Here is a 26,474-nt window from a genome sequence, read left to right on the forward strand (position 1 = left end):
TCCTCGTCTTCCTCGGGATCGTCCACGACAGGCGGGAGGGGCGGCGGACCGGAACGACACGAGCCCGTGCCACTCCGATGCGAGGGTCAGGACAGGCGTACCGCCGCGGAATGCGCCAGCGCGGTCAGTCCGCCGGCGGCGTGCGCCGGGAGATCCAACTCATGGAGGGCGTCAAGAGCCTCCTCGACCCGCGCTCCGATCATGTCCTCGATGCGGTCGGGCGCCCTCAGCCGACGCATCACCTCGCGGACCGCGTCCAGCCCCTCCCCGACCAGGTCGTCCCGGCCCAGCAGGGAGTTCAACAGTTCGCGCTCCGCGTCGTCGGCGAGACGCCAAGTCTCTGCCAGCAGGGCCGTGGGCCGGCGACCGCGCACATCGTCGGCATTGGCCTTGCCGGTGTGCTCCGGGTCTCCGAACAGCCCGAGTAGATCGTCCCGGAGCTGGAACGCCTCGCCCAGTGGCAGCCCGTACGCGGAGTAGCCCTCGCGCAGCCGCGCGCCCGCCCCGGCCAGCGCACCACCGATCAACAGAGGCTGTTCGACGGTGTACTTGGCGGTCTTGTACCGGATCACCTTCAACGACGCCTCGGTGTCCGGGCCGACTCCGGTCCGCAGGATCTCCAGACACTCGCCCGCGATCAGCTCACGGGCCATCACCGCCCACAACGGGCGGGCCCGGGCGAGATACGCGGCGGGCAGACCGCTGGTGGCGAACAACTGCCCGGCCAGCGCCATCAGCAGATCCCCCACCAGCATCGCCAACGACCGCGCGGCGGCATCGGCGTCCGGACGAGCCCCTACGGTCCCGCGCAGGGCGACGTGGGTCGTGGGTCGCCCATGCCGCAGCGGACTGTCGTCGATGAGGTCGTCGTGCACAACCGCCGCGGCGTGCACCAGCTCCATGGAGGCCGCCGCCCGCACCAGCGCGTCGCTGTCCGGTTGTCCCACCGCACGCCAGCCCCAGTAGCAGAACGCCGCCCGCAGCCGCTTGCCGTCCGCGACCGCCGCCTCCAGCCTCTCGGCCACCGTGCCGAGCATCGGATCGATTGCCGCGAACTCGTCGGCCTCCCGGGCGACGAACCGACACAGCACCTCGTCCACGCGGGCCTTGAACGCGGCCCACTCCCACCGGTCAGACGTCACCGGCGGCCTTCCGAGCCAGGGCGCGCCGGGCGAGGATCTCCAAGTGGGCCGGGGGCACGTCCGCGTACCGGTCCAGCACCAGACGCCCACGCGCCACGAGCTCGTTCTCGGCCTCCGCCGCCAACTCCGCGGCGTCCGACCGGCGTAGCAGCCCACGCACCGTCCCCAAGGCCGAACCCACCGTGCTCACCGCCAGATCGGCCAGCCCGACAGCCACCAACAGCGTCTGTCCGTCCAAGCCCCCGCGCCGTCCCGCTTCTTGCGTCAAGCCATCTCCCCCACCCGTCGTACATCCAAATAGCCCTGGGCACACAGCGTCCTTCCGAGCATCGCGTCCCATCGGGTGCGAGAGCCGAAGAACTCACGATCGAGTGATCTACCCGCTCGACCGTACGGATCACTGCCGGAGAGCACCCGTACGTCGTCCCGCGCGTCGTGAGCCCGCTCCTGACGCACCAACTGGGCCTGTCCCTGCCGTTCCTGGACTGCCCGCCCCGCCAGGATTACAAGCCGTATGTCCCCAAGGCCCCCTGCGCGTACCGCAATCCGGGCCGCCTGGGGTGCGCCTTGCCGATGCGGGGGTGAAGCGTCCGCCACCCGGCATGAACTCGGCGCGCCGGCGGAGCTGCTGACCGACTACCAACTGAAGGTCGACCTGGGCGAGTTCCTCGGCCGACGTTCGGCGATGAGGTGGGGCCCCGTGGACGATACGGTCCACCGAGGTGCGCGGATCAGCTGATGCAGACCAGCCCGAGCAGGCAGAGCCCTGACGGCGAGGACGAGTCGGACGGTGAGGAGGTCGCCGACGAGGTGTCCGTGCTTGAGGTGCCGGTGCTGTCGGTGGCCGAGGGCGTGGGCGAGGCAGCCGTCCCGGTAGCGGTGTCGGTGGCATCGGACACCGTGGAGTCGGCCTGCGACTCGGCAGCGGACGCCGCCGTCGCCAGGGGAGTCGTGCCGCCGGCCTGTTGGGTCGTCGGCGTGGCCTGGGGCGCTGCGGCGGACTGCTCGTGCGGTGCGTTCGCCGTGGTCGCCGTGGAGGAGGGCGTGGCGGACGACGTGCGCTGGGATGGGCGCGTCTCGGTCGGCGTCGACGAGGCCGGAGTGGGCTCCGTGACCTGCTCCTCCGCGATCCCCATGGCTTCCCTGTCGGGCGCGGATGCAGCCTGCGCCCGATCCGTGGACTGCTGGTCCGTCAAGGAGACGGTCAGGCCGCCGCCGACCAGGGCGACCGCGGTGGCCACCAGGGCCCTGCGCTGGGTCTTCCTCCAGCGCTCCCGCTGGCGACGCCGTGCCGCCCGGCCCGTCGGCGTCGGGAAGGGGGAGTCCGGGCCGTTGTACGGGTGCTCCTGCGGTGCCTCGTCGAATTCCTCGGCGTCGGGCTCCGCGTTGTGCCACAGCTGGGACGGGGCCTGCCACCCTGCTGTGACCGTCGCGGGCGTTCCGTCGGCGAGGGGAGCGATGCTCGGGGCGTAGGCGCCGCAGCCGGGGCACGCCAGGGCGCCGTTGAGGTGCCGACGGCAATCGGAGCAGTAGTCCATCTGCGATCTTCCTGAGTTCATTTCGCACGGGGGAGCGAGCCGCGAGTAAAGGTAACGAGGCTTCAGAAAGGGTGTGTGCAGCCTGTGTGACACTCCTGCGCAGATGTGTCCGGGGCGTGGCCGCCGGAACGACGCATCCACGCGCCATATCCGTTGGTTGCACGACTTTGGTCCGCTTCTCGGTTCGGACCGGTGCCGTTCGCGGCTACGTCCAGGGCCTGGATGAGGAGCTCACCGACCACGACCACGTTCTTCTCGTCCGGCACGGTCACTCGGCGCCCGAGGCCACGCAGAAGATCCTCCCGCTCACCGAGGCCCTCCTCGGCTCTTCGCGCAGGAAGCCGCCCGACGCCTGGGGCTTCCGCCCCTGGAGCGCTTCGTCGACGTCGGGCGGCGCGCGCCCGAGGACGTGGCCGTGATCGGCTTCGACGAGGCCCAGCACTCCTCGGACGGCTCGGCGCCCGCAGCGCCACCGTTTGCCTACGCCGGGCCCGGTTCTGTCCTGGCCACGTAGACGGTGTTGGTCGAGGTGCCGCCTTGCAGGGGATTGTCGAAGTCGACGACATGGGCTGCTGATTGCGGGAAGACCTCCGTGAGTGCGGAGGCGAACTGTTTGTCCGGCGGGTCGTTCGACCACAGGGCGAAGACCCCGTTGGGGTGAAGGTGCTCGGTGAGAGCGCGGAGCCCGGCAGGCTGGTAGAGCGCCGCGTGGCGCGGGTGGAGCACATGGCGCGGAGAATGGTCGACGTCCAGCAGGATGGCGTGGAAGCGGCGGCCCGGTTCACTCGGGTCCAGACCGCACGAATCGGCCGCCATCGCGAAGAAGTCGCCCTGAACCAGGCGGCAGCGGGGGTCCGAAGTCAGCCGGGCGCCGAGAGGGACCAGGCCCCGCTGATGCCAGTCGATGACTTCGGCGAGTGTGTCGATCACGGTCAGCGAGCGCACCCGGGGGTCGTCCAGCACGGCCTCGGCGGTGTACCCGAGTCCGAGTCCGCCGACGGCGACGTCCAGTTCGGTGCCCGGCAGTTCCGCCAGTCCGAGTTCCGCAAGCGCGATCTCGCCGGCTGTGAACAGGCTGGACATCAAGAACTCGTCGCCGAGCTTCACCTCGTACACATCAGTGCCCGACGCCGGGTCGCGTCGGCGTCGCAGGCTGATGTCGCCCATCGCGGTCGGGCGCCAGTCGATCTCCTCGAAACGCGCGCTCATCCGTTTACCTTTCTGACGCACCGCCGGTGCCCGAAGCCGGTGCCTCGAACGCCGCTCTGCGCGGGTCTGGACGCAGGCGTGAAACCGTTCCTGCTGCCGGCAGGGCAGGCGCGGCGAAGGGGGCCGCCGGTCAGGCGTCGATGATGACGGGGATGATGAGGGGCCTGCGGCGGTGGGTACGGAAGGCCCAGTTCGCCACGGCACGGGCGATGAGCTGTTCCAGCTGGTGTGCGTCGCCGACGCCTTCCTGGGCTGCGGTCGCCAGAGTCTTCTCGATGACAGGGATGACCGGTTCGAACGTGGTGTCGTCGTGGACGAACCCGCGGGCCAGGAAGTCGGGGGTCTCGGCAAGGGCGCCCGTGTCGGCGTCGACGATCGCTACCACGGTGACCACGCCTTCCTCCGCGAGGGTGACGCGGTCCTTCAGGGACGCCTCGGTGGCGCCGCCGACCTCCATGCCGTCCACGTAGACGTTGCCCGCGGGCACCTTGCCGGTGATCGACGCACGCCCGTCCACGAGGTCGACGACGACGCCGTCCTCGGCGATGACCACCCGCTCGGGATCGACCCCCGTACGGATGGCCAGGTCGGCGTTGGCCCGCAGGTGGCGCCATTCGCCGTGCACGGGCATGACATTGCGGGGCTTGACGATGTTGTAGCAGTACACGAGTTCACCGGCGCTGGCGTGCCCGGAGACGTGCACCTTGGCGTTGCCCTTGTGGACGACATGGGCGCCCCAGCGGGTCAGCCCGTTGATCACCCGGTAGATGGCGTTCTCGTTGCCGGGGATCAGGGAGCTGGCGAGCAGGACGGTGTCGCCCTTGCCGATGCGGATCACATGGTCGCGGTTGGCCATCCGGGACAGCGCCGCCATCGGCTCGCCCTGGGATCCGGTGCACACCAGGGTGATCTTGTGGTCCGGCAGCTTCTCCATTTCCTTGGTACTCACGACCAGGCCGCTGGGAACCTTCAGATACCCGAGGTCTCGGGCGATGCCCATGTTGCGGACCATCGAGCGGCCCACGAAGGCGACCTTGCGACCGTGCTGGTGCGCGGCGTCCAGGACCTGCTGGATGCGGTGCACATGGCTGGCGAAACTGGAGACGATCACCCGGCGCGGGGCGGTACGCATCACCTGCTCGATCGCCGGGTTCAGGTCGCGCTCGGAGGTGGTGAAGCCAGGGACCTCGGCGTTGGTGGAGTCGGTGAGGAAGAGATCGACGCCTTCCTCGCCGAGGCGGGCGAAGGCGCGCAGGTCGGTGATGCGGTCGTCCAGCGGGAACTGGTCCATCTTGAAGTCGCCGGTGTGCAGCACCAGCCCGGCCGCGGTGCGGATCGCGACCGCGAGACCGTCCGGGATGGAGTGGTTGACCGCGATGAATTCGCACTCGAAGGGGCCGAAACTGCGGCGGTCGCCCTCACGTACCCGCACCGCGCGCGGCCGGATTCCGTGCTCCTTGAGCTTGGCCTCCAGGAACGCCAGTGTCAGCTTCGAGCCCACGACAGGGATGTCGGAGCGCTCTCGCAGCAGATATGGCACGCCACCGATGTGGTCCTCGTGGCCGTGCGTGAGCACCACGGCCACGATGTCGTCCAGGCGATCACGGATCGAGGTGAAGTCCGGCAGGATCACGTCCACGCCGGGCTGGGTCTCTTCGGGGAACAGCACGCCGCAGTCGACGATGAGCAGCTTGCCGGCATGCTCGAAGACGGTCATGTTGCGGCCGATCTCACCCAGACCGCCCAGGGCGACGACCCTCAGCCCTCCTTCGGGCAGGGGAGGGGCGGCTTTCAGGTCGGGATGCGGATGGCTCATATTCTGACGTTACCGGAGAGTCCGCCGAGGTGATCCACTGGCTGCCCGGCGCGTGGATTGTGCTATTTGCCTGGGTGATTTGAGGTCAGTGATGGATCGGGAGGTCAAAGGCGTTAGCGTGGTGGGTGTTGGCGGCGAGCCCGTGCTGGCTTTGTGTTCGTTGTAGATGCCTGGTGGGGGTAATCGTGCAGGTCAGAGCGATTTCATGAAATTGCTGCACACTTCCGACTGGCATCTCGGCCGGGCGTTCCACCGGGTGAACATGCTCGGCGCCCAGTCCGAGTTCATCGGCCACCTCGTCGTGACCGTGCGTGAGCGCGAGGTGGACGCGGTGGTCGTGTCGGGGGACGTGTACGACCGGGCGGTGCCGCCGCTGGCCGCGGTCGAACTCTTCGACGACGCCCTGCACCGGCTGGCCGACCTCGGTGTGCCCACGGTGATGATCTCCGGGAACCATGATTCGGCGCGCCGGCTGGGTGTCGGGGCGGGTCTCATCGGGCGGGCGGGCGTTCATTTGCGGACCGAGGCATCGGCGTGCGGTACGCCCGTGGTGCTGGCCGACGCGCACGGTGAGGTGGCCTTCTACGGACTGCCCTACCTCGAACCGGCCCTGGTGAAGGACGAGTTCGGGGTGGAGAAGCCGGGCCACGAGGCGGTGCTCGCCGCTGCCATGGACCGGGTCCGCGCCGATCTTGCCGCGCGGGCGCCCGGCACCCGTTCCGTGGTCCTCGCCCATGCCTTCGTCACCGGGGGCGAGGCCAGCGACAGCGAGCGGGACATCACGGTCGGCGGGGTCGCCTCCGTGCCCGCCGGGGTCTTCGACGGCGTCGACTACACCGCGCTCGGGCATCTGCACGGCAGCCAGACCATCACCGAGCGCGTGCGCTACTCCGGCTCCCCGCTGCCGTACTCCTTCTCGGAGGCCGACCACCGCAAGAGCATGTGGCTCGTGGACCTGGGCCCCGAGGGTCTGCTCGACGCGGAGCGGATCGACTGCCCCGTCCCTCGGGCGCTCGCCCGGATCCGAGGGCGGCTGGAGGAGCTGCTCGTCGATCCGGAGCTGGCGCGCCACGAGGAGGCGTGGGTCGAGGCGACGCTCACCGACCCGGTGCGCCCGGCCGACCCCATGGCCCGGCTGACCGAGCGCTTCCCGCACACACTCAGCCTCGCCTTCGACCCGGAGAGGGCGCCGGAGGACCCGGACCTCTCCTATGCCCGGCGGCTGGCGGGCCGGGGCGAACAGCAGATCGCGGAGGACTTCGTCGCCCATGTGCGCGGCGCCGGACCCGACGCACGCGAGCAGGCGGTGCTACGGGACGCGTTCGACGCGGTCCGCGCCGACGAAGCCGTACGGGAGGTGGCCCGGTGACGACACGCCTGCTGGACCTCTTGGGGGTCGCCCGATGAGGCTGCACCGCCTGGACATCACCGCCTTCGGGCCCTTCGGCGACGCCCAGCGGGTCGACTTCGACGAGCTGTCGGCCGCCGGGCTCTTCCTGCTGCACGGGCCGACGGGCGCGGGCAAGACATCCGTGCTCGACGCCGTCTGCTTCGCGCTGTACGGAGCGGTGCCGGGCGCCCGCCAGGGCGGTTCGCTGCGCAGCGACCACGCGACGCCCGCCACCCGCACCGAGGTGAGCCTCGAACTCACCGTCGCCGGACGCCGGTTGGAGATCACCCGGCAGCCGCCCTTCGAGCGGGCCAAGAGACGCGGCACGGGCACCACGACCGAGAAGGCGCAGAGCTGGCTCCGCGAGTACGACGCGTCGGCGGGTTCCTGGAAGGACCTCAGCCGCTCCCACCAGGAGATCGGCGAGGAGATCACCCAGCTGCTCGGCATGAGCCGGGAGCAGTTCTGCCAGGTCGTGCTGCTGCCCCAGGGCGACTTCGCACGCTTTCTGCGGGCGGACGCCGAGGCCCGCGGCAAGCTGCTCGGCCGCCTCTTCGACACCCACCGCTTCGCCGAGGTCGAGAAGCGTCTCGCCGAGCGGCGGCGTGCGGCCGAGACCGAAGTGCGCGACGGGGACACGGCGTTGCTCGCCGACGCGCACCGTATGCAGCAGGCCGCGGGCGACGCCATGGAGCTGCCCGGCCTCGCGCCGGGAGACCCCGGTCTCGCCGATGCCATCCTGAGCGCCGCCGCCGTCGCCCGCAGCACCGCCCGCGAACGGCTCACCATCGCCCACTGCGCACGGACGGCCGCCGAATCAGCGCAGGCCGCGGCCGATCGCGTACTCGACGACGTGCGTGAAGTGGCGCGGCTGCAGCGCCGGTTCGCGGAGGCGAGAGAGCGGGCCGCCCGCCTGGAGGAGCGCGCCGACGCCCATCGCGAGGCCCAGACGCGGATGGAGCGTGCCCGCAAGGCCGAGGCGGTGGCCCCCGCACTCGACCTGCGCGACGCCGCCGAGGCCGAGCACCGGAGCGCGTCGGCCGAGGAAGTACGCGCGCGTGCCGCCCTGCCGGAGACGTTCGCCGGAGCCGGCGCGCCCGGGCTCGCCTCCGCCGCGCGCAAGGCGGCGGAGGAGCTGGGCGGACTGGAGTCGGCACGCCGCGCCGAACGGAAACTGGCCGAACTCGCCGCCGAGAGCGCCGACTTGGACAGCCAGGAGCGTGCCGACGAGGAAGTGCTCCAGGACGCCGAGAACTGGCTCGCCACCTGGGAGGCGACCCGCACGGCCGACGAGGCACGCATCGAGTCCGCGCAGGAAGCGGCGACACATGCCGAGCAGCTCGCCGTGCAGCGCGACCCCGCGCAGGCCCGGCTCAGGGCCGCCCGCCAGCGCGACGCGTTCGCCCGCGACACGGACGACACCCAGGCGCGCGCCCTCGCCTCCCGCGAACGCGCCACGAACGCGCGCGCCCACTGGCTCGACCTGAAGGAACAGCGCCTCCAGGGCATCGCCGCGGAACTCGCCGCGGGCCTTGTCGACGGCGAACCCTGCGCCGTGTGCGGCGGCACCGAACACCCCGCGCCCGCACGGAAGATCGCCGGGCATGTCGACCGGGAGGCAGAGGAGCACGCCCTCGCCGCCTACCAGCGCGCCGACGAGGAGCGCGCCGAGGCCGAGCGGCGACTCGGCGTCGTACGGGAGGCACTGGCCGCCGCCACCGCGGAGGCGGGGGACGCGCCCACCGAGCAACTCGCTGAGCAGGCCGAGGAGTTGGAGCGGGAGTACGCCGAGGCGCGCGCCGCCGCATCCGGGCTGCACACCGCGCGTGAGCGACTCGCACAGGCCGGGCTCGAGCACGAACGGCGGGTGGCCGCCCAGCAGCAGGCCGCACTCCGCGCCGCCGCCCGGGTCTCGCACCGCGACCGGAACGACCTGGAAAGAGCATCCCTGGAGGAGGAGTTGGAACAGGCGCGGGGCGCGGCCGGCAGCGTAGCCGCGCGGGCCGCGCAACTGGAGCGGCAGGTCGCGCTGCTCACCGAGGCCGCGGACGCCGTGCGCGCGGCCGACGACACCGCGCAGCGGCTCAAGGACGCCGACGCGCGACTCTCCGACGCTGCCTTCCGCGCAGGCTTCGACACACCGCGGGCAGCCGCTGCCGCACTGCTCGACGACGCGGCCCACCGGGAGCTCCAACGGCGGCTCGACACCTGGCAGTCGGAGGAAGCGGCAGTGCGGGCCGTCCTCGCCGAGACCGACACGGCGGCCGCCGCCCAGCAGCCGCCCGCCGACCTGTGGACCGCCGAACAGGCCGCCGAGTCCGCCGCCCGCCGGCTGCGGGACACCGCCTCCGCGCAGGACGCCGCCGCCCGGCGCTGCGGTGAGCTCGACCGGCTGTCCGCGCACGCCACCGCGTCCGCACGCCGCCTGGCGCCACTGCGTGAGGCGTACGACCGGGTGGCCCGCATGGCCGGTCTCGCGGCCGGCACGTCGGCGGACAACGAACGCAAGATGCGCCTGGAGTCCTACGTCCTCGCCGCCCGCCTGGAACAGGTCGCCGCCGCCGCGACCGTCCGGCTGCTGCGCATGTCCTCGGGGCGCTACACCCTTGTCCACTCCGACGACCGCGCCGGGCGTGGGCGCAGCGGGCTCGGACTGCATGTCGTGGACGCCTGGACCGGCCGCGAGCGCGACACGGCGACACTCTCCGGCGGCGAGACGTTCTTCGCCTCCCTCGCACTCGCGCTCGGCCTCGCGGACGTCGTCACCGACGAGGCCGGCGGGGTGCGGCTCGACACGCTCTTCATCGACGAGGGCTTCGGCAGCCTCGACGACCAGACCCTCGACGAGGTCCTCGACGTACTCGACTCACTGCGCGAGCGGGACCGCAGCGTCGGCATCGTCAGCCATGTCGCGGACCTGCGGCGCCGCATCCACGCCCAGCTGGAGGTCGTGAAGGGGCGGACGGGCTCGGTCGTAAGGCAGCGGGGCGACCAGATGTGAGTCAGTGGCCCAGCGGGCGCCGGGGGAGCGGCGAGGAGTAGACGACGCTCGTGGTCACGGAGCCCAGGGTGCCGATCTTGCCGGACACCTCCTCCAGGTGGCGCATGGAGCGTGCCGTGACCTTGATGACGAAGCAGTCGTCGCCCGTGACGTGGTGCGCCTCCAGGATCTCGGGCGTCACCTCGACCAGGTCGTGGAAGGGTTTGTAGTTGCCGTTCGGGTACCTGAGCCGCACGAACGCCAGGATCGGCAGGCCCAGGCTCTCCGGGTCGACGACGGCCGCGTACCCCTGGATGACGCCCGCCTCCTCCAGCCGGCGGACCCGTTCGGTGACCGCGCTCGCGGACATGGAGACGGCACGGGCCAGGTCGGTGAAACTGGCCCTGCCCTCGCGCTGCAGGACATCGAGGATGCGCCAGTCGGTGGCGTCCGGGGAATACGCGGTCATGTGTGATGGATAGCAGGGAAATCCCCGGCGGATCAAGAGCGATGCCGTGGATGGCCACTTCAAGGCCGAGGTCACCGGACATAGATTTCTGGCCAGGAAGTCCCGCGGGCGGGTGCAGGTCCCCGCGCGGCCGGTGCGCAGAAGCCACTGGTCAGGTGGGACAGGGAGGGAAGGCCACACCATGACAGCGACCACCGAGGCCGGCGTGACCGGCACCTCGACCACCGTGAACCCCGTTCTGCGCGTCGCGCCCGCGTCTCCGGCAGCTGCCGCCGCCTACTTCGGCGCGAGCCTCGCCTTCCACGCCGACGTGTCCGATGTCGCCGCCGCCCTCGGCGCCGGCGGCGACCCCGGTTTCGTCGTCCTCGACTCCCGCTCGACCGAGTCCTGGGACCAGGGTCATGTCCCTGGCGCCGTCCACCTGCCGACCGCGCTCATCCCCGAGCAGGCCGAACAGCTCCTCGACAAGTCGGTGCCGGTCGTCACGTACTGCTGGGGCCCCGGCTGCAACGGCGCGACCCGCGCCGCCCTCGCCCTCGCCGAACTCGGCTTCCAGGTCAAGGAGATGCTCGGCGGCTTCGAGTACTGGGCGCGCGAGGGCTTCGAGTTCGAGACCTGGGAGGGGCGGGAGCGGCGCGCCGCGGACCCGCTGACGGCACCGCTGGACGCGGCGGACTGCGGCTGCTGAGCCGGGCCCGTCCTGCCCTGTGCTGTCGCGGTAACGCATGCGGAGGGAAAGGGAGTTCGGGTGGTCATGGGTGTCGAGGGTGGCGTATCGGACAGCGGAGGGGACACCGGATCTCCACCGGGTCCCCGCCGTGTAGCTTCTGCCGCATGGCGAGATACGCGGAACCAGGTGCGGTCGAGTGGGTGGAGTCGGGCGGCGGGCCGCTCATAGTGATCCCGGAGGTCGTGCTGCCGTTCTGGTCGGGCGCGGACGGCGACGAGACGTCCTCCGACTACGACCGGGCGTGCGACGTGGACGGCTACATAGGTCTCGTGCCGGTCGGCGACACCAGGGCCCTGGTCCTCGGCGACGAACCCGCCTCGACCGCCTTCCTCCCCGAGCACGGCACCTTCGTACGGTGGTGCGCCGCCGACTCCGAGGACGAACTGCTCGCCATCGTCCCCGCGGCGCTCGAAGCGGCGGTCTGGGAGCCGGAAGTGCACTGGAACGTGCCCGGTCCCGTGGTCCTGTTCGACGCGGCCTGGCCGGGGAGCGAATCGAAGCGGACGGATCACCTCAAGCTCGCGCTGGAGCCGGGCCGGTACGCGGTGCGCGCGACGTACGCGGAGCCGGGCCCCGAGACGTGGGTGGGCCTCGTACAGCTCCGGCGGCTGCCGAACTGAGCGACGACCCACGGGACTTCACGTTCCCCGCGCGCACCTGCCGCGCGGGGCGCGGATGCCGACGTCGGCCGGACTCGTGTCGCCGGTCCGAGCCCGGCCGCCGTCGGTGAGCGTCAGAGCTGGGACAGTTCGTCCACCAGGTCGTCCAGGCCCAGCGAGCCCTGAGAGAGGGCCGCCATGTGCCAGGCCTTCGCGTCGAAGGCGTCTCCGTGGCGCTTCTTCGCGTTCTCGCGGCCCAGCAGCCAGGCGCGCTCGCCGAGCTTGTAGCCGATGGCCTGGCCCGGGATCGAGAGGTAGCGGGTCAGCTCGCTCTCCACGAAGTCGGCGGGCCGGCTGCTGTGCGCGCCGAAGAACTCCTCCGCCAGCTCGGGCGTCCAGCGCTCACCCGGGTGGAACGGCGAATCGGCCGGAATCTCCAGTTCCAGATGCATGCCGATGTCGACGATGACGCGGGCCGCACGCATCATCTGCGCGTCGAGGTAGCCCAGGCGCTGCTCCGCGTCGGTGAGGAAGCCGAGTTCGTCCATGAGCCGCTCCGCGTACAGCGCCCAGCCCTCGGCGTTGGCGCTGACCCCGCCGACCGTGGCCTGGTAGCGGGAGAGGTCTCCCGCGACGTGCGCCCACTGCGCGAGCTGGAGGTGATGGCCGGGGACACCCTCGTGGTACCAGGTCGAGACGAGGTCGTACACGGGGAAGCGGGTCTGGCCCATCGTCGGCAGCCACGTACGGCCGGGGCGCGAGAAGTCCTCGGACGGTGCCGTGTAGTAGGGGGCCGCCGCGCTGCCGGGCGGTGCGATGTGGGACTCCACCTTCCGTACCCGCTCGGCGAGTTCGAAGTGTGTCCCGTCCAGCGCCTCGATCGCCTGGTCCATCAGGTTCTGCAGCCAGGCCTGCACCTCGTCGACGCCGTCGATGTGCGTGCCGTGCTCGTCGAGGTGCGCGAGCGCCACCCAGGGGGTCTCGGCGCCGGGCAGGACCTTCTCGGCCTCCTGCTTCATCTCGGCGAGGAGGCGGTGGTACTCCGCCCAGCCGTACGCGTACGCCTCGTCGAGGTCGAGATCCGTACCGTTGAAGTAGCGCGACCAGCGGGCGTACCGCTCGCGGCCGACCGTGTTCGGCGCGCCTTCGATGGCGGGCGCGTACACGTCGCGCATCCAGTCCCGCAGGGACACCAGGGCCTCGGTCGCGGTACGGGCGGCGGTGTCCAGCTCCGCGCGCAGCGTCTCGGGGCCAGGCGTCACGAAGTCCTCGAACCAGCCGCGGCCCTGCCCGTCGGTGTCGGACCACTCGGTGAGCTGCCCGATGAACGTCGCGGTGGGGCGGGGGCCCGCGTACAGCTTGCGATCCAGGCCGAGGGCGAGGGACTCGCGATAGCCCTCCAGCGCGCCCGGCACCGCGCGCAGCCGCTCCGCGACCGCCGCCCAGTCCTCGTCCGTCTCCGTGGGAGTGAGGGTGAAGACCTCGCGCACCGAGTGCGCGGGCGAATGCATGTTGCCGACCATGCGCAGATGGTCGTCGGCGTCGTGGACGGCGAGCTCGGCGGTGAGCCGCTCGCGCAGCAGCCGGCCGCAGCGGCGCTCGATGTCACTGTCCGCGCCCAGCTGCCGTTCCGCCTCGTCGAGCCGCTCCAGGGTCCTGCGCGCCAGGTCGGCCAGGGCGGCCTGACCTGCGGGCGAGGCATCCGGCAGCTTGCCGGCACTCGCCTTGTCGCCGAGGTAGGTACCAGTGACCGGGTCGAGGGCGATGAGGTCGTCGACATACGCGTCGGCGACCTCGCGGGGCAGCGGGATCTTCGTCTCAGGCATGCGGACATCCTCGTACGGGGACGCGGTCCCCGTCAGCAAGATTTGCTCAGGGCGTGACCCTTCCGTCAGCCCTCGCGCTGCGGTGGCAGCAGCGGGCCGCAGTCCCACTGCTGGAAGATCAACCGGGTCTCGACGCGCGCCACTTCACGCCGGGACGTGAACCCGTCGAGAACCAGCCGCTGCAGATCAGCCATGTCGGCGACCGCGACATGGACGAGATAGTCGTCGGGTCCCGTGAGATGGAAGACGGTCCGCGACTCGGGCAACGCCCTGATGCGCTCCACGAACGGTCCCACCAGCTCCCGCCGATGCGGTCTGACCTGCACGGACAGCAGGGCTTCCAGGCCCCGCCCCAGCCTCGCCGGGTCCAGCCGCAGCTGGTGGCCGAGAATGACTCCCGCACGGCGCAGCCTGGTCACCCGGTCCAGGCAGGTCGAGGGTGCGACACCGACCTGCGCCGCCAGATCGCGGTACGTCGTCCGGGCGTCGTTCTGCAGAAGCCGCAGCAGATGGAGATCCACCGGATCGAGTACGACAGAATCGGCCATGGCGCGAACGTAGCACGGGGTTCGACACTCTCTTCCCGGCCCTTGTTCAGGCTTGTGGGCATGGATTCCGTCAGCTACGACATACGCGAACCGGACACGACGAGACACGGCGCCGGCCGTACCCGCGCACTTGCCACCGAGGCCGTGCACGCGGGGCGGGAGGATCTCGCCCGGCAGGGACTGCACGCGGCGCCGATCGACCTGTCCACGACCTACCCGTCGTACGACAGCCGCGGCGAGGCCGCCCGCATCGACGCGTTCGCCGCGGACGGCGCCGAACCGCAGGGCCCGCCCGTCTACGGCCGGCTCGGCAACCCGACCGTCGCCCGCTTCGAGACCGCCCTCGCGCGCCTCGAAGGCACCGAGAGCGCGGTCGCGTTCGCCAGCGGCATGGCCGCACTGAGCGCCGTACTGCTCGTACGGAACGCGCTCGGCCTGCGCCATGTCGTCGCCGTACGGCCCCTGTACGGCTGCAGCGACCACCTGCTCACCGCCGGACTGCTGGGCTCCGAGGTGACCTGGGTCGACCCGGCGGGGGTGGCGGACGCGCTGCGCCCCGACACGGGCCTGGTGATGGTGGAGTCCCCGGCCAACCCGACGCTCGCCGAACTCGACCTGAAGGCCCTCGCGTACGACTGCGGTTCCGTTCCCCTGCTCGCCGACAACACCTTTGCCACGCCGGTGCTGCAACGCCCCGCCGAGCAGGGGGCGCGGCTGGTCCTGCACAGTGCCACCAAGTACCTGGGCGGACACGGCGACGTGATGGCCGGGGTGGTGGCCTGCGACGAGGAGTTCGCCGGGCGGCTGCGCCAAGTGCGGTTCGCCACGGGGGGTGTCCTGCATCCGCTCGCCGGTTATCTGCTGCTGCGTGGTCTGTCGACCTTGCCCGTACGGGTCCGGGCCGCGTCCTCGAACGCGGCGGAACTGGCCCGCCGCCTCGCCGCCGATCCGCGCGTCGCCCGCGTCCACTATCCGCGGATCGGCGGCGCCATGATCGCCTTCGAGGTGCACGGCGACCCGCACGCCGTCATCGCCGGGGTCCGTCTGATCACCCCCGCCGTGAGCCTCGGCAGCGTGGACAGTCTTATCCAGCATCCGGCCTCCATCAGCCACCGCGTCGTGGACCCGGCGGACCGCCGCGACGCCGGGGTCGGCGACCGGCTGCTGCGGCTGTCGGTGGGGCTGGAGGACGTCGACGACCTTTGGGCCGACCTGGACGGGGCGTTGGGGCGGACCGGGGTCCTGGCCTGACGTGCCCGGTGAAGCCGGGTGCGCAACCGCGCCCCGCAAGGGGCGCGGGGAACTGCGCGACCAGCCCCCACCGGCCCGCGGCAGAACGAGCCGCATGTCCGGCGGAGCGCTGGCGGAGCGCCGGTGGAGCGCTAGTCCCGCACGACCCGCTCCCCACGCTGCCCCTCGTCGTACGGCAGCCGTGACGTCACCGGAGTCGCGTCCAGACGGGCCGTGATGACCAGGGTGCCCCCCTCGATCTGGTAGTCGAGGGGAAGGCCGAGGCCGCGCATGGCGGCGACCATGCCGGTGTTGGAGGACTGCGTGACGGCGTACACGCTCTCGCAGCTCGCCTCGACGGCCATCGTCACCAGGCGGCCGAGCAGTTCGCCGCCGATACCGCGCCGCTGCCAGTCGTCCTCGACGAGGAGCGCGATCTCCGTCTCGTCGCCGTCCCAGAGGAGGTGGCCGAGCCCGACGATGCGCCCGGATGCCGTCTGCACGGCGAGGGTGCGTCCGAAACGCGGGCTGAGCAGGTGGTTGAGATAGCGGTCCGCGTCGCCGACCGGACCGTGGTAGCGCATGCTCAGCGTGCGGGGCGAGCAGCGCTCGTGCATCGCCTTGGCGGCCTCGAGGTCGCCGACGTCGGCGCGCCGCAGGCTGATGGCGTTGCCTTCCGGCAGCGTCAGCACGTCCTGACTGCGCGGGATCCGCGGACCGAGCCGCGCGTCCAGCTCCACCAGCGCCCGCGCCCGCGCGAACTCCGTGGGCGTGAACGGCAGATACGGCCGCTCCACCGTGATCACCCCGCCCTCAGGCGCCCGCAGCCGCATCACCGTTCCTTCGAGCGCCCCCTCGACGGGAGCACTTTCCACCGCGCGACCGGATCCGGGCGACTTGGCGGGCAGTGAGCGGATGGTGCACCGGCCGAGCAACTGCCGGAGCGCGAGCGGCAGTTCCGCCGCGTCCAGTGCCGTACGAGTGGCCAGACCCAGCACCCGGGTCGGCGCGTCTACGAGGTCGTGGGCGTCGGCCCGCTCCGTCCAGGTCTCCGTGCCACCCGCCAGCGAGACGGCGCGGGTCATCTCGGAAGCCGCCAGCTCTGCCGGCGCGCGCAGCAGGAACTCGTCCACGGTGCCCTCTGCCAGCGGATGTGTCTGCAGGCTCAGGATGTCGACCCGCTGCTGGGCCAGCGCCGAGCACAGCGCGGCCAGGGATCCCGGGGCGTCCTTCACCGTCGTCCGCATCCGCCACAGCGTGGTCGCTCCGGCGAGGGAATCCGGGACTGCCGCGGATTCCTCGGAGGTCTCGGCCGGGCGCCCGCCGGCGAGCGGCCGGGCGCCGGTATGGTCCGCCGGCGGCGCATGACCGTGGCGGCGTGCCCACCATGTGTGGAAGCCGGCCGTGGCGACCAGGACGACGGCCGAGATGATCAGCAGGGCCGTGCCGTCGGGTCCGTGCCCGATCAGGTTGGCCACGGCGTCCGCGACCGCAACGGCCGTGAACAGTGCGGCGAGTTCGACGACGTCCCGCCGCCAGTGGTGAACGGGGCGTCCGTGCTTCGCACGCGTCACATCAGACATGTCTGGAGTCATACAGCCACTGTGAAGGAACCGTGTTGCGTGATCACGAACGGTCTGTGACTGATGGGTAAAGTATCGTTCTGTACCTTTTGATGTTCTTTTTGCGGTTGTTTTGCTTCCGTCGTCTGAACGAGCCGTGCCGTCCGGCCGTCTGCGCGGAGAGGAGACCGCGCACCGGGGGATGACTCCGGTGCGCGGCCCAGCAGTTCGAGAATACGGGAGTTGGTCACGCGCCCCGGCTGCTACTGCCCCACGCGCCCGGGCTGAAGCACCTGCGTGAACAGCACGGTGCCGTCCTGCTCGCGCAGCCGCACCGTCAGCTCGCCGCTGTCGCCGTCGATGTCGACCTCGCCGAAGAACTGGTAGCCACCGGCGGGCGAGACGTTCGAGGCGGTCGGCGCCTTCACGAAAACCCGCTCCGGACCGAAGGTGTTGTCCAGCGCGCTGGCCGGGAAGGCGCCGGCGTTGAGCGGCCCTGAGATGAACTCCCAGAAGGGCTCGAAGTCGGTGAACGCGGCCCTCGACGGCTGGTAGTGCTGCGCCGAGGTGTGGTGCACATCGGCCGTCAGCCACACCGTGCCGGTGATCCGCCGGTGCTTGACGAACCGCAGCAGCTCCGCGATCTGCAGCTCGCGCCCGAGCGGCGCGCCCGGGTCGCCCTGGGCCACAGCCTCGATGTTCGGCTTCCCCTCGGTGGCATCCGGCACGACCAGGCCGAGCGGCATGTCCGCGGCTATCACCTTCCACACCGCACGCGACCGCGACAACTCCCGCTTGAGCCATTCCAGTTGCTCGGCGCCGAGAATGCCCTGCGGGTCCGTGGTCTGCGTGTCGGGGGAGTTGGCGTTGCGGTAGGTCCGCATGTCGAGCACGAACACGTCCAGGAGCGGGCCCTGGCGCAGGACCCGGTACACGCGGCCGTCCTGGTTGTCCGGTTGCAGCGTCGAGAGGGGGAAGTACTCGCTGAACGCGCGGCGGCCCCGGGCGGCCAGGACATCGACGTTCTTCTCGGTGTAGCGGGTGTCCGAGGCCGCGATCACCTCACCGGGGTACCAGTTGTTGCGCACCTCGTGGTCGTCCCACTGGATGATGGACGGCACCTGGGCGTTGAAGCGCTTCAGGTTCTCGTCCAGCAGGTTGTAGCGGAAGTTGCCGCGGAACTCGGCCAGCGTCTCGGCGACCTTGGACTTCTCCTCGGTGGTGATGTTGCGCCAGGTGCTGCCGTCGGGGAGCGCCGCCGTTGCCGTGATCGGGCCGTCGGCGTAGATGTTGTCGCCGCTGCACAGGAAGAAGTCCGGGTCGAGCTCGGCCATGGCGTCGTAGATCCGGTAGCCGCCGAGGTCCGGGTTGATGCCCCAGCCCTGCCCGGCGAGGTCACCCGACCACAGGAAGCGCACCCCGTCGCGCCGCCCGCGGGGTGTCGTACGGAAGGTGCCGGTCACGGGTTCGCCCGTGCGGCGCGGGTCGTCGGGGTCCGCGAGCAGCACGCGGTAGTGGATCTGCTCGCCCGCGGGCAGCCCGCGCAGCCGCGTCGTCCCCGTGAAGTCGGTGTCGGACCCGAGCAGCGGACCCTGCCACCTGCGGGGGTTGCGGAACGACTCGGTCGCGGACGTCTCGACGATCATCCGGGCCGGGCGGTCGGACCGTACCCACACCAGTCCGGAGTTGGCCGTCACGTCTCCGGTCTGGACGCCCCACCCCGCCTTCGGCCGCCCGGAGAGGGCGAACGCCGGTGCCGCGCCGAGCGCGGTGGGCAGGGCCAGTGCGGCGGAGGCGGCGAGGGAGCCGCGCAGAACGCTGCGGCGACCGGGGAACGGATGCTGCGGACGGTGTGACATGAATGCGCCTCCAGGGACGGATTCGGCCAATGGGCAATGCCACAACTACTGGTGCGTCGCAGCGCGCACGGAAACCACGAGTGAACAGCGGACCGCGGGGACGAGGGAACCGGTGTGCGACTTCTCACGGATGTCCCGTGGGCACGCGACGCGTATGACAGAAGCGGACGGCGTCCTCCGTCATCAGCCGTATGCCGTCCCGCCTGTCATCACTCGTGTGCCGTCGCGTCCGCCATCAGCCGTACGCCGTCCCGGATCCGTGCGGGGGACAGGTGCGCGTACCCCAGCACCAGCCGTACGCCGTCGTCGACCGTCTCCCCGTAGTGCGCCAGCGGACGTACGGCAACTCCGGCCGCGGTGGCTCGTTCGAGGAAGTGGTCCCGTGGCCCGTACCGTTCGGGCAGCGCGGCGATGACGTGCAGACCCGCCGCGATCCCGGACACCTCCGTGCCGGGAAAGTGCTCCTCAAGGGCGGATACGAGGGTGTCGCGCCGTTCCCGGTAGGCGCGTTGGCAGCGGCGCAGCTGCCGGTCGTAGTCGCCCCGCTCGATGAAACGGGCAAGGAGTGCCTGGTCGACGACAGGGTTTCCGAGATCCATGGTGCGCTTGCGCTCGACCGCCTCCTCGGCCAGTGACGCGGGCACGAGCAGCCAGCCCAGCCGCAGCCCCGGAGCGAGGGACTTGCTGACCGACCCCGTGTAGGCGACGTGCTCCGGGTCGAGGCCTTGCAGCGCGCCCACGGGGGCACGGTCGTAGCGGAAATCCCCGTCGTAGTCGTCCTCGATCACCAAGCCGTCCACCGACCGTGCCCAGTCGAGGAGTTCGGCCCGACGCCGCGCGGAGTACGCGATCCCCAACGGGAACTGATGGGCGGGCGTCGTCATCACCGCTCGTACGCCCGAAGCCCCCAGCGGTCCGGTGGCCAGCCCCTCCTCGTCCAGGGGCAGCGGTACGGCGCCGACGCCGGCCGAGGCGTACAGCGAGGCGTGCTCGGGGCTGCCGGGGTCCTCGACCCCGACATCACGCACCCCGCGCGCGTGGAGCACGAATCCGAGCAGCGTCATCGCCTGCGCGACCCCGGAGACCACGACGATCCGCTCCGGATCGGCGACCACACCACGGCGCCGGGAGAGAAGCTCGGCGAGGGCAGTGCGCAGCCGGGGCAGCCCGCGCGGATCCGGGTAGCCCAGTGCGTGGTGCGGGAGTTCGGCGAGAACCCCGCGCTGCGCGGCGGCCCACGCGGCACGCGGGAACAGCGACAGGTCCGGTGTCCCGGGAACGAAGTCGGCCCGGGCGTCGGCTGCTCGCGGCGCGAGATCACGTACGCCTGGCCGGGCCGCCCGCACGGCATCGCCGACCCAGGTCCCGGCACCCCGGCCGCTGCGCAGATACCCCTCCGCGGTCAGCTGCTCGTACGCCTCCGTGACCAGCCCCCTGGACACCCCGAGATCGGCGGCGAGTTCGCGGCTGGCGGGCAGCCGGGTGCCCGGTGCGAGCCGGCCCGAACGGACCGACTCGCGCAACGCCTCCTGGAGCGTGCGGCCACGCGCGCGTGCCGGTGCCGACGCGGCGGGCAGGAGCAGCTCCCAGGCGGCGGCCCAGGGGGCGGACCCCGATGACCCGGATCCAGGGGACGGGGATCCGGCCGGCGTGCCCCTCGCATTGGTCCCCGATGACGTCATGGAAGTGGACCTTAAACCGGACCGCGTCCCTTCATAGCGTCACTGCCATGAACGTCACCCCCGCCCGAGGCGCACTGCTCGCCGCCCTCGCCTGTGTCCTCGTCGGAGCCTCCTTCACCGCAAACAGCGTCCTGGACGACTACCCGTACGCGGGCGGCCAGTTCCTGCGCTACGGCCTCGCCTGCTTGCTGCTGCTGCCGCTGGTCGGCCGGGGCGGCGCCGCACCGCTGCGGCAGCTCACGCCGCGCCGGTGGGGGCGCCTCGGACTGCTCGCGGCGGTCGGCATGGTCGGCTTCAACATCGCGGTGATCGCCGCCGAACGGACGGCGGAGCCCGCGGTTCCGGGAGTCTTCGTGGGCTGTGCCCCGATACTCGTGGCCGTGATCGTCCCCCTCCGGGAGGGCCGTCGGCCACAACGTCTCGTGCTGTACGGGTCGTTGCTCGTCGCGGTGGGCGCCTTCACCGTCCAGGGGTGGGGCCGTACGGACGGCGCGGGGATCGCGTACTCCGTGTGCGCGCTCGTCGGAGAGGTGGGCTTCGCGGTCCTGGCCGTACCCCTGGTGCGGCCGCTCGGTCCACGGCTGCTGACGGTCACCGTCTGCGGGATCGCCGCGGTCGAGTCGGCGGTGGCCGGTGTGCTCACCGGCGGCGGCGCCTGGCTTCGGATGCCGGACGCGACCGAGGCCACCGCGCTGCTGTGGCAGGCGGCGGTCGTCACGGTCGTCGGCTTCGTGTGCTGGTACACGGGAATGCGGCGCATCGGCGCGGAACGCGCCACGCTCTTCTCCGGCCTCATCCCCGTCGCGGCGGCCGCCACCGCCCCGCTCGTCGGCACGGGCGCGTACGGCGCCGCGCAGGCCGTGGGGAGCGCGCTGGTCGGCGCCGGAGTCGCCCTGGGTTCCGGTGCGTTGGCACGCGCCGGGCGTCGCTCAGCGGCTGCCGTCGAGAATGACGCGGGCGACGAGCGCCGGATCGTCGTTCATCGGGACGTGCCCGCAGCCGGGCAGCCTGACCAGCCGGGCGCGCGGAATGATGTGCTTCGCGCGGATCCCCTGGCGGCGCACCAGCAACCGGTCCCGAGTGCCCCAGGCCACCGTGACCGGAAGCCCGGGGACGTCGTCGGTGAACTGGACGGAGCCGCCCGCCCGGAGGGTCGGCGTGAAGCCCTCGGCGCGGGCCAGCGCGAGGGTCTCCGCGACGACGGCCTCGGGTGAACGGCGGCCGGGGCGGGCGTAGATGGTGCTCGTCAGCACCGCCCGCCCGGCCGCCGTGCGCGAGAGCCGCTCGACCAGCGGGACGGGCATGCGCCGCGCGGCCTGCCGCATCGCGAGCAGCACACCGAACGCGTACCGCCGTTCGGCCTGCGACCAGAACCCGGCGGGCGAGAGCGCGGTGACGGACCGTACGAGCTTCTCGCGGCCCAACTCCAGGGCCAGCAGCCCGCCCAGGGAGTTGCCCGCCACATGCGGTCGTTCGATCTCCAGCGCCTCGCACAGCGCGCCGAGCGCGGGCACCACCGTCTCGAGGTCGTGCGTGAGGCCCTCGGGCAGCGCCGGCGACTCGCCGAAACCGGGCAGGTCGACGGCTATGACGTCACGCTCGGCCGCCAGGAGGTGGACGACCGGGTCCCAGGCCTGCCGGTGGTGGCCGATGCCGTGCAGCAGGAGCAGCGGCTCACCGGTGCCCACGCGCGCGTAGGACAGCGTCACGGTCCTGGGGCCGCGCGGAGAGGGGAGGCTGAAGGAGACCGTGGCGGACATGATGCTGCTCCTCGTCTGGGACACGCCGGACATGCGGACAGGCTGACGGACCGTCTCGTAGACAGCTTGTCAGCAACTACTACTGACGGGTAGCCCCCGGTTGCCGCGAACCACAGGCGGGTACGTTCAGTCCGACCGATTCCACCTGGACAGGGACGTGACGAGTCGGATGGGATGGAACCGTGGCCACCGACATCGCGATTGACGACTTCGAAGAGCACCGTCCCGTCCTGATGGGCGTCGCCTACCGCATGCTCGGGCGGGTGGCCGACGCGGAGGACGTGGTCCAGGAAGCGTGGCTGCGCTGGTCCGGCGCCGACCGGGCCGAGGTGCGACAACCGCGCGCCTACCTGGTGCGGGTCACCACCCGGCTCGCCATCGACCGGCTGCGCCAAGTCCAGTCGCGCAACGAGGCGTACGTGGGTCAGTGGCTTCCCGAGCCGTACGTCACCGACTTCGGGGACACCGTCCCCGACACCGCGGAGCAGGCCGTCCTCGCCGACTCCGTCTCGGTCGCCGTCCTCGTCGTCCTTGAGTCCCTCTCGCCCCTGGAACGGGCGGTGTTCGTCCTCAGAGAGGCGTTCGGTTTCCCGTACGCGGACATCGCCGTCGTCCTCGACCGGGGCGAACCCGCGGTACGCCAGCTCGCAGGGCGGGCCCGCAAGCACGTGGACGAACGGCGCCCGCGCTACGAGGTCGACCCGGCCGAACGCCGCGCGCTGACCGAACGTTTCCTCGCCGCGGCGGCCGAGGGCGACCTGCAAGGGCTGCTGTCCCTGCTGGCCCCGGACGCGCGTCTGGTCGCCGACAGCGGCGGGCTGTCCCAGGCCCCGCTGCGGGTCATCGAGTCCGCCGACAAGGTGGCGCGCTTCCTCCAGGGTGCGGCCCGCAAGAGCATCGCCGACCCGTCGTTCCGCTTCCTGGAACTCAACGGCGGCATCGCGCTGCTGGCCCTGTCCGGCGACAAGCCCGACAGCGTCTTCCAGTTCGACGTCGCGGACGGCCGCATCCAGTGCGTCTACATCATGCGCAACCCGGAGAAGCTGGTGTCGCTCGCCAAGGAGTAGCCGAGGAGTAGCCGGGGGGAAACCCGCCCCGGCCCGTGCGGACCGCCGAAAGCCCCCGTCCTCTGGACGGGGGCTTTCGGCGTTGTGTCACGAACATCACCCAGCACGAACGCCCTGTGAACGCTCTGCGGCAGCACCCCTGTGCAATCCGTAAGGGATTGAGGATTGGTCTTGACCAAGGGTGGGGGCGGACTTATGGTCACAGGGATAGTGCAGGAACCTTTAATAAACAAGGGCGCTAAAACGCCGCCGGGCCACGGCGATTGCGGAGGACAGGGTGGGGACCCAGCAGTTGGAAACGGTGCCGGAGCCTAAGTACTGGCATCTCAAGACCGTGCTCAGTGAGGCATTGGACTCCGACTTCACCGTGGGCGAGATCCTGCCCAACGAGCGCGACCTGGCGGCTCGGTTCGGGGTCGCCCGGGCCACGCTCCGCCAGGCTCTGGAACAGCTCGAACTGGAAGGCCGTCTGCAGCGCCGCCGCGGGGTGGGCACCACTGTCGCCCCGCCGCGCGTGGGTGTGGCCGTCGGTTCCGAGCAGCACACGTGGCCGGGCGCGGTCGGCGACGCCTGGCAGCCCGCGGACTGCACGGTGGCGGTCCCGCCCGCGGGGGTGGCCGGAATCCTGGAGTCGGGCCACGACGAGCAGGTGCACACGGTGCGCCGCTCCCGCGTGACGCACGGCCAGCCGGTCGCCGCCGAACTGCTCTACATCCCGGCGTCCTCGGTGCCCGACCTGTCCGCGATCGACGCGCCCTCGGGCACTGCACGCGCGCGCGCCGTACTGCGCGAGCTGCAGCGCCTGGACCTGGAGGGTCAGGACAGCGCCGTGGAGCTCGGTTCGGCCCGTGCGGACGACGCCAAGGAGCTCGACCGGCTTCCGGGAGCGCCCGTCCTCGTCGTCACGACCCGCTTCTTCGCGCAGGGACGCACCGCGGCGGTCTCCGTCGCCACCTACCGCGCCGACACCTGCCGGCTGACCTTCGGCGACTCCGGCGGCGTGGAGATCCACCACGACCCGGAACGCAAGGCTTCCTGAGCCGCGAGCCGGGCGGTCTGCCACCGAGCAGCAGCCCAACGTACGAGCGTCCCGCCCCGGAAGACTCCGGGGCGGGACGTTTTCGCATGCGTTGCACGTCGGTTCCGCTCAGCGCCGCGCGGTGACCGTTCCCTCCACCGCGAACAGCTCCTCCTCCACATGGTCGAGAGCGAGCCGCAGGGCGCCCGTCGCCACGGCGGCCTCGCCCAGGAGGGAGAGCGCCACCTTCGGCGGGCGCAGGCAGTAGCGCGCCAACTCGCGCCGCAGCGGCTCCAGTACGCCGTCCAGACCGGCCGCCCAGCCCCCGACGACGACCAGCTCGGGGTCGAGCGCCAGGACGAGCGCCGCGACGTCGTGGACGAGACGCTGGATGAAGCGGTCGACCGCCGCGATGGCCCGCTGGTCGCCGCTCCGGGCGTACGCGAAGACCTCGGCGACCGCCTGCTCGTCGAGCGGGTGCAGCGGCTCGCCCGTGGTCGACAGCAGCGTCTCGGGCGTCACCTCGCGCCCCAGCAGGTGTAGCGCGCCGATCTCCCCGGCCGCGCCCCCGTACCCCCGGTGCAGCCGTCCGCCGATCAGCGAACCGGCACCGGGGCTGAGCCCGGCCAGCACGAACACCACGTCGTCCGACTCGGTGGCCGCACCTTTCCAATGCTCGGCGACCGCCGCCGCGTTGGCGTCGTTCTCGACCAGCACGGGGCACTTGAAGGAACGGCTCAGCCGCTCGCCGAGACGCAGGCCCGTCCACTCCGGCAGCGCCGTGCCCAGGCGTACGGTGCCGTCCGCCTCGACGATCCCGGGGCTGCCGACGCCCACCGCGCGCAGGGAGCTCCGGGCGACGCCCGCCCGGCGCAGCAGCTCGGCGACCGCCGTACGCAGCCGATCGAGCCGCTCGTCCGCCGACGCCGTCTCCTCCACGTCCTTGGACATGGCACCGAGCACCCGGCCGTCCAGGTCCGAGAGGAGTGCGGCGACCCGGTGCGGGCCGATCTCCAGGCCCAGCAGATGGCCCGCCTCGGCCCGGAAGCGGAACCTGCGTGCCGGACGGCCCTGGCGCCGGGCAGCGCCCTCCTCGGCCGCCTTCTCGACCACGAGCCCGGCTTCCATCAAGCCCTCGACGACTCCCTCGACCGTCGGCCGGGACAATCCGGTCACCCGGGTGATCTCGGTGAGGGTCGCGCAGTCCGTGGTGCGCAGCGCGTGCAGCACCACCGCGGAATTGATCCTTCGCAGCAGAGAGGGGTCCCCGCCGGTCAACTGCCCCAACGTCCGTCCTCCCAGCTCGTGCGCGTGTTGGCCGGATCGTACTCGGCGCGGGGGACCCCGGCGAGTGCCGGGGACCAGTTACCTACTGACGGGTCGGACTCACCCGGGCGCCACGAACCCCGACTCGTACGCCGCGATGACCGCCTGCGTACGATCCCGGGCCCCCAGCTTCGCCAGTACGGCGCTGACATGGGACTTGACCGTCTCGGTCCCGACGATCATCCGAGCGGCGATCTCGGCGTTCGACATCCCCCGCGCCATCAGCCGCAGCACCTCCGCCTCCCGCTCGGTCAGGGCCGCCCGCTCCATGGCCGCCCGTGCCGCGGGATTCCCGGCACTGTCCCCGTACTCGGCGGCCAACTGCCGTACAGAAGCGGGGAACAGCAGCGACTCGCCCTCGGCGACGAGCCGCACCGCGTGCACGATCTCGGCCGGCCGCGCCCGCTTCAGCAGAAACCCGTCGGCGCCCGCTCGCAGTGCCTCGTAGACGTACTCGTCGTTCTCGAACGTCGTGACCACCAGGATCTTCGGGGGATCGGCCACGGTCCGCAGCACCGCGCGTGTGGCCTCGATGCCGTCCATCAGGGGCATCCGTACGTCCATCGCGACGACGTCGGGCCGCAGTTGCCGTACCAGCGGGATCACCGCGGCACCGTCGGCGGCCTCCCCGACGACCTCGATGTCGGGCTGGGCCTCCAGGACGGCGCGCAGACCAGCGCGTACGAGAGGTTCGTCGTCGACGAGGAGAACGGTGACCGGCAT

22 protein-coding genes and 1 pseudogene are annotated in these 26,474 nt (G+C 71.6%); 9 read left to right on the forward strand and 14 right to left on the reverse strand.

The features are described 5' to 3' along the window. Positions 1-86: 86 nt before the first annotated feature. The 3 genes from OG246_RS25850 to OG246_RS25860 all read right to left on the reverse strand — a co-directional run bounded on the left by OG246_RS25850 (position 87) and on the right by OG246_RS25860 (position 2,680). Positions 87-1,142 carry a polyprenyl synthetase family protein gene (locus OG246_RS25850; RefSeq protein ID WP_266468307.1) on the reverse strand — a complete coding sequence of 352 codons (1,056 nt, stop codon included), beginning with the start codon at positions 1,140-1,142 and terminating at the stop codon, positions 87-89. After that, positions 1,132-1,410 carry a polyprenyl synthetase gene (locus tag OG246_RS25855; protein WP_266468310.1) on the reverse strand — a complete coding sequence of 93 codons (279 nt, stop codon included), beginning with the start codon at positions 1,408-1,410 and terminating at the stop codon, positions 1,132-1,134. Before OG246_RS25855 ends, OG246_RS25850 begins: the two co-directional genes overlap by 11 nt. A gap of 463 nt (positions 1,411-1,873) precedes the next feature. Then, positions 1,874-2,680: a hypothetical protein gene (locus OG246_RS25860; RefSeq protein WP_266468313.1), complete on the reverse strand. Its 807-nt coding sequence runs from the start codon at positions 2,678-2,680 to the stop codon at positions 1,874-1,876. A gap of 116 nt (positions 2,681-2,796) precedes the next feature. Here OG246_RS25860 and OG246_RS25865 point away from each other — a divergent pair, with 116 nt between their 5' ends. Then, positions 2,797-3,099 carry a hypothetical protein gene (locus OG246_RS25865; RefSeq protein ID WP_266468316.1) on the forward strand — a complete coding sequence of 101 codons (303 nt, stop codon included), beginning with the start codon at positions 2,797-2,799 and terminating at the stop codon, positions 3,097-3,099. A gap of 61 nt (positions 3,100-3,160) precedes the next feature. Here OG246_RS25865 and OG246_RS25870 read toward each other — a convergent pair whose 3' ends face one another. Both OG246_RS25870 and OG246_RS25875 read right to left on the reverse strand, forming a co-directional pair. Continuing rightward, positions 3,161-3,889 carry a spermidine synthase gene (locus OG246_RS25870; protein WP_266468319.1) on the reverse strand — a complete coding sequence of 243 codons (729 nt, stop codon included), beginning with the start codon at positions 3,887-3,889 and terminating at the stop codon, positions 3,161-3,163. Positions 3,890-4,019: 130 nt separating this feature from the next. Next, positions 4,020-5,705 (reverse strand): ribonuclease J, encoded by a 1,686-nt coding sequence (locus OG246_RS25875; protein ID WP_266468322.1) that lies wholly within the window; start codon positions 5,703-5,705, stop codon positions 4,020-4,022. A 205-nt stretch (positions 5,706-5,910) separates the two neighbouring features. On the opposite strand from OG246_RS25875, the gene OG246_RS25880 reads away from it, so the two are divergent. Continuing rightward, positions 5,911-7,074 (forward strand): exonuclease SbcCD subunit D, encoded by a 1,164-nt coding sequence (locus OG246_RS25880; protein WP_266468325.1) that lies wholly within the window; start codon positions 5,911-5,913, stop codon positions 7,072-7,074. Between the two features lie 34 nt (positions 7,075-7,108). Continuing rightward, entirely contained in the window at positions 7,109-10,096 is a 2,988-nt protein-coding gene (locus OG246_RS25885) for an SMC family ATPase (RefSeq protein ID WP_266468327.1), read from the forward strand. Between the two features lies 1 nt (position 10,097). Here the strand turns inward: OG246_RS25885 and OG246_RS25890 are convergent, their stop codons facing one another. Continuing rightward, on the reverse strand, positions 10,098-10,544 hold the full coding sequence (locus OG246_RS25890) for an Lrp/AsnC family transcriptional regulator (RefSeq protein WP_266468330.1): 447 nt from the start codon (positions 10,542-10,544) through the stop codon (positions 10,098-10,100). A 181-nt stretch (positions 10,545-10,725) separates the two neighbouring features. On the opposite strand from OG246_RS25890, the gene OG246_RS25895 reads away from it, so the two are divergent. Both OG246_RS25895 and OG246_RS25900 read left to right on the forward strand, forming a co-directional pair. Then, positions 10,726-11,232 (forward strand): rhodanese-like domain-containing protein, encoded by a 507-nt coding sequence (locus tag OG246_RS25895; RefSeq protein WP_266468333.1) that lies wholly within the window; start codon positions 10,726-10,728, stop codon positions 11,230-11,232. 146 nt (positions 11,233-11,378) lie between these two features. Next, a complete protein-coding gene (locus OG246_RS25900; RefSeq protein ID WP_266468336.1) occupies positions 11,379-11,894 on the forward strand; it encodes an immunity 21 family protein in 516 nt (171 codons plus the stop codon). Between the two features lie 113 nt (positions 11,895-12,007). Here the strand turns inward: OG246_RS25900 and OG246_RS25905 are convergent, their stop codons facing one another. Continuing rightward, positions 12,008-13,699 (reverse strand): DUF885 domain-containing protein, encoded by a 1,692-nt coding sequence (locus OG246_RS25905; protein ID WP_266468339.1) that lies wholly within the window; start codon positions 13,697-13,699, stop codon positions 12,008-12,010. Between the two features lie 65 nt (positions 13,700-13,764). Then, the gene (locus OG246_RS25910; protein WP_266468342.1) at positions 13,765-14,247 is read right to left on the reverse strand and encodes an Lrp/AsnC family transcriptional regulator; all 483 of its coding nucleotides are present in this window, start codon (positions 14,245-14,247) and stop codon (positions 13,765-13,767) included. A 60-nt stretch (positions 14,248-14,307) separates the two neighbouring features. Here OG246_RS25910 and OG246_RS25915 point away from each other — a divergent pair, with 60 nt between their 5' ends. Beyond that, positions 14,308-15,498, forward strand: coding sequence for a PLP-dependent aspartate aminotransferase family protein (locus OG246_RS25915; RefSeq protein ID WP_266468344.1), 1,191 nt, complete (start codon positions 14,308-14,310; stop codon positions 15,496-15,498). 131 nt (positions 15,499-15,629) lie between these two features. On the opposite strand, the gene OG246_RS25920 is transcribed toward OG246_RS25915, so the two are convergent. From OG246_RS25920 to OG246_RS25930, 3 genes are all read right to left on the reverse strand, one after another. Then, positions 15,630-17,060, reverse strand: a complete 1,431-nt coding sequence (locus OG246_RS25920; RefSeq protein ID WP_266468347.1) for a GNAT family N-acetyltransferase — start codon at positions 17,058-17,060, stop codon at positions 15,630-15,632. A 242-nt stretch (positions 17,061-17,302) separates the two neighbouring features. Beyond that, on the reverse strand, positions 17,303-18,898 hold the full coding sequence (locus OG246_RS25925; protein WP_266468350.1) for an alkaline phosphatase: 1,596 nt from the start codon (positions 18,896-18,898) through the stop codon (positions 17,303-17,305). A 209-nt stretch (positions 18,899-19,107) separates the two neighbouring features. Further along, positions 19,108-20,580 (reverse strand): PLP-dependent aminotransferase family protein, encoded by a 1,473-nt coding sequence (locus OG246_RS25930; RefSeq protein ID WP_266468353.1) that lies wholly within the window; start codon positions 20,578-20,580, stop codon positions 19,108-19,110. Positions 20,581-20,627: 47 nt separating this feature from the next. Between OG246_RS25930 and OG246_RS25935 the strand changes: the two are divergent. Then, positions 20,628-21,032 (forward strand): annotated as a pseudogene (locus tag OG246_RS25935) (EamA family transporter); the annotation flags it as partial. A gap of 477 nt (positions 21,033-21,509) precedes the next feature. Here the strand turns inward: OG246_RS25935 and OG246_RS25940 are convergent. Then, on the reverse strand, positions 21,510-22,340 hold the full coding sequence (locus OG246_RS25940) for an alpha/beta fold hydrolase (RefSeq protein WP_266468356.1): 831 nt from the start codon (positions 22,338-22,340) through the stop codon (positions 21,510-21,512). Positions 22,341-22,522: 182 nt separating this feature from the next. Between OG246_RS25940 and OG246_RS25945 the strand changes: the two genes are divergently transcribed. Together OG246_RS25945 and OG246_RS25950 are read left to right on the forward strand one after the other, a co-directional pair. Further along, the gene (locus tag OG246_RS25945; protein ID WP_266468359.1) at positions 22,523-23,407 is read left to right on the forward strand and encodes an RNA polymerase sigma-70 factor; all 885 of its coding nucleotides are present in this window, start codon (positions 22,523-22,525) and stop codon (positions 23,405-23,407) included. A 277-nt stretch (positions 23,408-23,684) separates the two neighbouring features. Then, complete coding sequence (locus OG246_RS25950; protein WP_266468362.1) at positions 23,685-24,446, forward strand: GntR family transcriptional regulator; 762 nt, start codon at positions 23,685-23,687, stop codon at positions 24,444-24,446. Positions 24,447-24,554: 108 nt separating this feature from the next. On the opposite strand, the gene OG246_RS25955 is transcribed toward OG246_RS25950, so the two are convergent. Continuing rightward, positions 24,555-25,712, reverse strand: coding sequence for an ROK family transcriptional regulator (locus OG246_RS25955; RefSeq protein WP_266468365.1), 1,158 nt, complete (start codon positions 25,710-25,712; stop codon positions 24,555-24,557). A gap of 99 nt (positions 25,713-25,811) precedes the next feature. Then, positions 25,812-26,474, reverse strand: a complete 663-nt coding sequence (locus OG246_RS25960) for a response regulator transcription factor (protein WP_266468368.1) — start codon at positions 26,472-26,474, stop codon at positions 25,812-25,814.

This window comes from Streptomyces sp. NBC_00620 (genome assembly GCF_026341825.1).
Taxonomy (GTDB): Bacteria; Actinomycetota; Actinomycetes; order Streptomycetales; family Streptomycetaceae; genus Streptomyces.